Source organism: Nitrospira sp. BLG_2 (genome assembly GCF_049222245.1).
The window spans coordinates 1-5,048 of sequence record NZ_JBLYIG010000359.1; the positions used below are offsets into that span (position 1 = coordinate 1).

At 55.5% G+C, this 5,048-nt stretch carries 6 protein-coding genes; 3 read left to right on the top strand and 3 right to left on the bottom strand.

Annotation, left to right across the window (positions count from 1 at the left end; all coding sequences use genetic code 11):
• The 3 genes from ACOSYY_RS09875 to ACOSYY_RS09885 all read left to right on the top strand — a co-directional run.
• The coding region (locus ACOSYY_RS09875; RefSeq protein ID WP_421662117.1) for an AAA family ATPase at nt 1-1,371 on the top strand (1,371 nt) is incomplete at its 5' end.
• A gap of 5 nt (nt 1,372-1,376) precedes the next feature.
• Complete coding sequence (locus tag ACOSYY_RS09880; RefSeq protein ID WP_421662118.1) at nt 1,377-2,189, top strand: hypothetical protein; 813 nt, start codon at nt 1,377-1,379, stop codon at nt 2,187-2,189.
• A gap of 216 nt (nt 2,190-2,405) precedes the next feature.
• A complete protein-coding gene (locus tag ACOSYY_RS09885) occupies nt 2,406-2,837 on the top strand; it encodes a hypothetical protein (protein WP_421662120.1) in 432 nt (143 codons plus the stop codon).
• 360 nt (nt 2,838-3,197) lie between these two features.
• On the opposite strand, the gene ACOSYY_RS09890 is transcribed toward ACOSYY_RS09885, so the two are convergent.
• The 3 genes from ACOSYY_RS09890 to ACOSYY_RS09900 form a co-directional block, all read right to left on the bottom strand.
• Entirely contained in the window at nt 3,198-4,346 is a 1,149-nt protein-coding gene (locus ACOSYY_RS09890) for a hypothetical protein (protein WP_421662121.1), read from the bottom strand.
• Between the two features lie 11 nt (nt 4,347-4,357).
• On the bottom strand, nt 4,358-4,795 hold the full coding sequence (locus ACOSYY_RS09895; protein WP_421662122.1) for a DUF5069 domain-containing protein: 438 nt from the start codon (nt 4,793-4,795) through the stop codon (nt 4,358-4,360).
• Between the two features lie 14 nt (nt 4,796-4,809).
• The coding region (locus ACOSYY_RS09900) for a hypothetical protein (protein WP_421662124.1) at nt 4,810-5,048 on the bottom strand (239 nt) is incomplete at its 5' end.

Sequence of the window (5,048 nt, forward strand, 5' to 3'; positions counted from 1 at the left end):
CTCAGTAAAATGACCGCAACGCCTTTGGCCGTCCTTCAGCATCTCCATGGCCTAACAGTTGAAGCGGTGTTTTGGCTCAAGGATCTTGGGCCACATCTGCAAGATCCCGCGGTATGCCGACAACTCCGGGAGGTTTCGGCCATCTATAGCCGATCACGGGCCACCTGCGTGTTGACCGGCCAACCGATCACACTGCCGCAGGACCTCGACAAAATTGCGGTACGACTCGATCTGAAACTGCCGGATCGAGACGAACTTCGGTTAATGCTGCGCGGTTTGCTCCAATCGTTGCGACCTCGAACAACCCCTCGCTCACGGTCCACGACTCTCGCGCAAAGCATTCTCAGTTCGATCAGCGAAACTAAAGCCGTCCAGAATGGGTCCCCGTCCCATGAGTCCGACGCGATCCTCCGTGCTCTACGGGGCTTGACGCTTCATCAAGCACGGCAGGTCATCGCCCAATGTATCGTGGAACGCGGCACGCTCTCTGCCGAAGATGTCCACACAATCCTGAAGCGCAAAGTACAGGCCATCAAAGAGGGTGGCCTCTTGGAATACTATCCCTTGGAGGACAATCGGTTTGAGTTGGGAGGCTTCACTAATCTGAAGTCCTGGCTGGAGCGCGCTCAAGTCGGGTTTACCCCCGAAGCCAAGTCGCTCAATCTTACCCCGCCTCGCGGCATTATGCTGGTCGGCGTGCCGGGCTGCGGCAAATCGCTCGCCGCGAAGGCAATTGCGCGGGAATGGAAACTCCCGCTCCTGAAGCTCGATGCCGGCCGATTATTCGATAAGTTCGTCGGCGAATCGGAAAAGAATTTTCGCAAGGCGATTGAGATGGCGGAATCCTTGTCCCCGATTGTCCTCTGGATCGATGAAATCGAAAAAGCGATGGTCGCCGGAGGAGGAAGCGGTGAAAGCGACGCGGGGTTGAGCCGACGACTCTTTGGCGCATTTCTCACCTGGCTGCAAGAAAAAACACAAGATGTGTTCGTAGTCGCCACAGCCAATGATCTGTCATCCTTGCCTCCGGAGCTCCTGCGCAAAGGGCGATTTGATGAAATCTTTTTTGTCGATCTGCCGGACGATGTTGAACGGGAAGCCATCTGGACGATTCACCTGGGAATCCGGAAACAGGACAGTAAGAAGTTCGACATCGGCAAGATCGTCGGCGCAAGCGACGGCTTCAGCGGATCGGAGATCGAGCAGGCGGTAGTAGCATCCCTCTATCGAGCGCTGCACCAAAAAACTCCGCTCATGACGGACTTGCTCCTCGAAGAATTGACTCACACTGTGCCGCTCTCCGTCACCCGCCGTGAAGACATCGATGCCCTCCGACAGACAGCCAAAGACCGATTTGTGAATGTGCGGTAACACCCATGTCGCTCTTCCTGATCATGCTCCCCCTTGCGCTGGCCACTCTCGTGGGCTGTACCAAGCCGGCGCAGAAACTGAACAGGGGAATCGGACCTCCATCGGTCTCAGCGGGTAACATTGAGCCTCCTAAACCTGTACTGGCGCAGCCTTCTCCGACATCGGCCACAGCGGATCACCCAACTTCGTCCCTGAAGTCTTTACCCAGCCGCTCAGCCATTGTTCAATCCGCAGCCAGGCTGGTCGGAGCACGGACGATTGCAAGCCAAGGCAAACGTATCGCCTATGACTGTGCAGGAGTCACCCGAGCCATCTTCCTTGAGCACGGCATCGATTTGTATCGCGGAGATTTTAATGATCCGAAGGAAAACGGCGTCCGGCTCATCCACAACCACGTGCGGCAACATGGCATCCTTCATCGAGGATCGAACGTCAGTCCAGGCGATCTCGTGTTTTTCGATAACACGTGGGATTTCAACGGAGACGGCAAGGTGAACGATCCATTGACGCATGTGGGAGTCGTCGAACGGATGGAACCGGACGGCACCGTGGTCTTCATCAGTCGCGTCGCCAACGCAATCGAGCGCTATCGCCTGAATTTGAACCAGCCTCATGTCCATAAGACCGCCGACGGACGCGTGTTGAACGATTACATACGACGAAAACATCCGACCGATTCCCATCACGCGGCCCGATTGACCGGTGAACTGTTTTCCTTCTATGGAACCGTTCTAGAGCCTCAGAAAATCATTTATTCGGACGACATATTCATTCGGGATGAGAGCCGGCAGCGGGCTTCGGTTATAGATGAACGATGACGCTCACTCCGGTCCGCCCGATGTCTTTCAACCGACAGAAAGCCGGAAATTCGGCAACTGAACCTGAACATTATACTGACTCCTACCGCATAATGACTCCTACCGCTACTACAGAACCAACCCATGGTATCCGATAAGGAACATAGCGCAGCGTCCACCAAATTGAGGACAGGCACTGAGTCCCAATTCTTTCATTGACCTGGTAAGATTACCTCTATGGCTATCTCATCAAAGCAAACACATGTTCGAGAAACCAACCCGCTCCGTCGAACCCTCACGGATGTCCGGCATGGGCTCTTAGGGTTGCATAAGGCCCTGATCGTCGCCGAACAGCTGACCTATGAGCGGATTTACGGTCGAGTGGACTCCACCGGCCAACTCCTGCAGCTGGTGATGAACGACCCATGGTTTACCTGGTTGCACCCGCTTTCCAACATGGTGGTCCGCATCGACGAATTGCTCGATGGAAACGACCATCTGACCGTTGATGATGTTGCGGTCCTATTGACCGAGGTACGGGCGCTCATTCGCCCCTCGGAACTTGGTGATGGGTACGAGCGGAGTTACTATGAGGCATTGCAGCGCGCTCCGGACGTCGTCCTGGCGCACTGCGAAATGAAGAAGCTGTTGACGCTGCCTTCGTTGTAGCGCCTACCACCCTTTTGACCTTCGAAAACCACTGCTGCCCGGTCTGTAGGGATCGACCGCTTGCCTCAAGGTGACTTTGAGGCCGATTGAATCCGCCAAACAGCTATAGAGTCGCGGCCATGTGATCGTCGCAATTACTTCCGAACGAGCCCTGGCTTTTTCCAGATTCACCAGAAGGCTCTTTGCAGTACGCTGGTGGGCACAGGGACAGCTGTAATCTATCATCCGACCAGACCCCAACGACGTAGCCGTGATTCACAACACAACGCGCCGCTGGGCTTTCGCTCTCAGCGTGATGGGTGGACCGAATTGAGATAGGACCGATTCGGTTTGGGTGACTATGCAAAAGCCACGTGGTGATCAACGATGGCCATTATTCATGACGGTCATATCCCGATTCTCCAAAACCTGACGGCTCAAACAGAGATCAGCAATCGTCACACATTCAAGACCGAACGGCAAATATCCCGCATAGCCGAGCAACGGCATCTCGAATAGCTGAAACCGATGGACGAACGGAATGGCGTACTCCCAATGGGCGAGACTCTTCCAGTTCCAGAGCTCCCAAAAGAATCCGCAGACCAGAGCCGCCAGGGCTGATATCCACAGACCCCGCCACTCGCCCTTCGCGAATGATGACAGGATAGTCGGTCTCCCGACCAATTCCTGAAGCGAGACTACCAATAGCAACGGCCCAACCCAGACAAGCGGAAACAGGTAATTGGGCCATCGGCCAATGGCAAACAGTCCGAGACATGACACTATAAGAAATAACCAGCTGATCTGCTTCGTACTGTAGAGCCGTATCGGTCTGAAACAATCCATACCCGTCCCGACAGCAGGATACGATGCCAGCAGGTCCACTGTACCGATGACGGCTGGGAGCACCGTGGAGAATGGGATCATGGCTTGAACGAAGTACTCGATCGACGTCAGCTCGGCGACGCCGACGTAATACCAGTTCTGCACGAAACGATTCAGGTACTCGAAGACCCACCAAGAGGCGGCGCTCAAGGGGAATAGCGACAGGAAGTAACGGGGATGATGGAGCATCAGGCATCGGCCGGTGCGGGCGAATGTGGCGGCATTCACGGTCAGGATGTAGCCGAGCCACAGCGGCGTGAATGTATGTTCTTGAACTGCCGCCAGCCCTGGAAACCGGGTCCAGGCCACCACCCACCAGAGGCCGGTCCATCCGATTCCGAGCCAGCCCCACCAGGGAAATGGGCGACAGTGCTGCTGAGTATTGAGCACTGAGTGCTGAGCTGGAAGAGAAGAGGGACGAAGGTTTATGCTCACTACTCGTACGAGAGACGGCCCAACAGCCAGAGCGATCAAGATGGTCAGCGTGATGAATACCGGCCAGGAGAACGATTCATGCTGCACATAGATGGCGCGGGGAGGAAATTCAACATAGCGCTCGAGTGGCTCACCGGCCCACAGCACGCCGAGAAGCGGAAGTCCGAGCACCAGTGCAAGGAAGACGAGGATGACGCCGGTTCGACTCATGCCACATGCTACTACATGCGCTCTTCATCGAGCTCGATGACATCAACCCAAGTGGAGACAGGTGGAAGAGATTCAACCGGTACACCGCGCTTGGTCGCAATATCCTCCAACCGGCCTTGAAAGCGCCGGCGAGCCGCATCATCATTTGGGCCAGAGGCAAGCAGCTCTTGCGACCATTGCGCAATCTCTTCGTCGGACGGCTTACAGCCATGGACCTTCACCCAAGCGAGCAGCTCCTCATCGGCCCCACCGGCTAATACCCGTTGCTCAAATGCCTTCGCATCGATGCCCAAGAAATCGACAAGATACTTATCGAACCCGACCGTGATGTAGTTGTAGTCTTGAATCAGCCCGGCATTCCGAAGGCGGATCTTATCGATAAACCGTCCCAAGTGGGCGAGGCCGCCGAGAAGAGCCTTGGGACTGCGGGGAAAATTTTGCCGAGTCATCGGTCGGTCCTCCATCATGCAAGTTTGCGAACGCTACAAAAATAGAACCGGGCAGGTCTAGCGAGAATCAGGAAAAGAGATTCCATCCCGCCCTCCTTTAAGTTTTTTCCCTCCTGGCCGATACAGGCACTAGCAGTGAGGTTGATATGCAGCTCCGGTGCAGCCCTAGAATCTATGTGCGATATCTCGCGAGCGTCCAGACTGACGACGGCGCCGCGGAGGGCATACTCTTCGATCTCTCTGCGACAGGCTG

Coding starts and splice junctions, on each gene's coding strand:
- ACOSYY_RS09880 (WP_421662118.1), top strand. CDS start 1,377: ATGTCGCTCTTCCTGATCATGCTCCCCCTTGCGCTGGCCACTCTCGTG.
- ACOSYY_RS09885 (WP_421662120.1), top strand. CDS start 2,406: ATGGCTATCTCATCAAAGCAAACACATGTTCGAGAAACCAACCCGCTC.
- ACOSYY_RS09890 (WP_421662121.1), bottom strand. CDS start 4,346: ATGAGTCGAACCGGCGTCATCCTCGTCTTCCTTGCACTGGTGCTCGGA.
- ACOSYY_RS09895 (WP_421662122.1), bottom strand. CDS start 4,795: ATGACTCGGCAAAATTTTCCCCGCAGTCCCAAGGCTCTTCTCGGCGGC.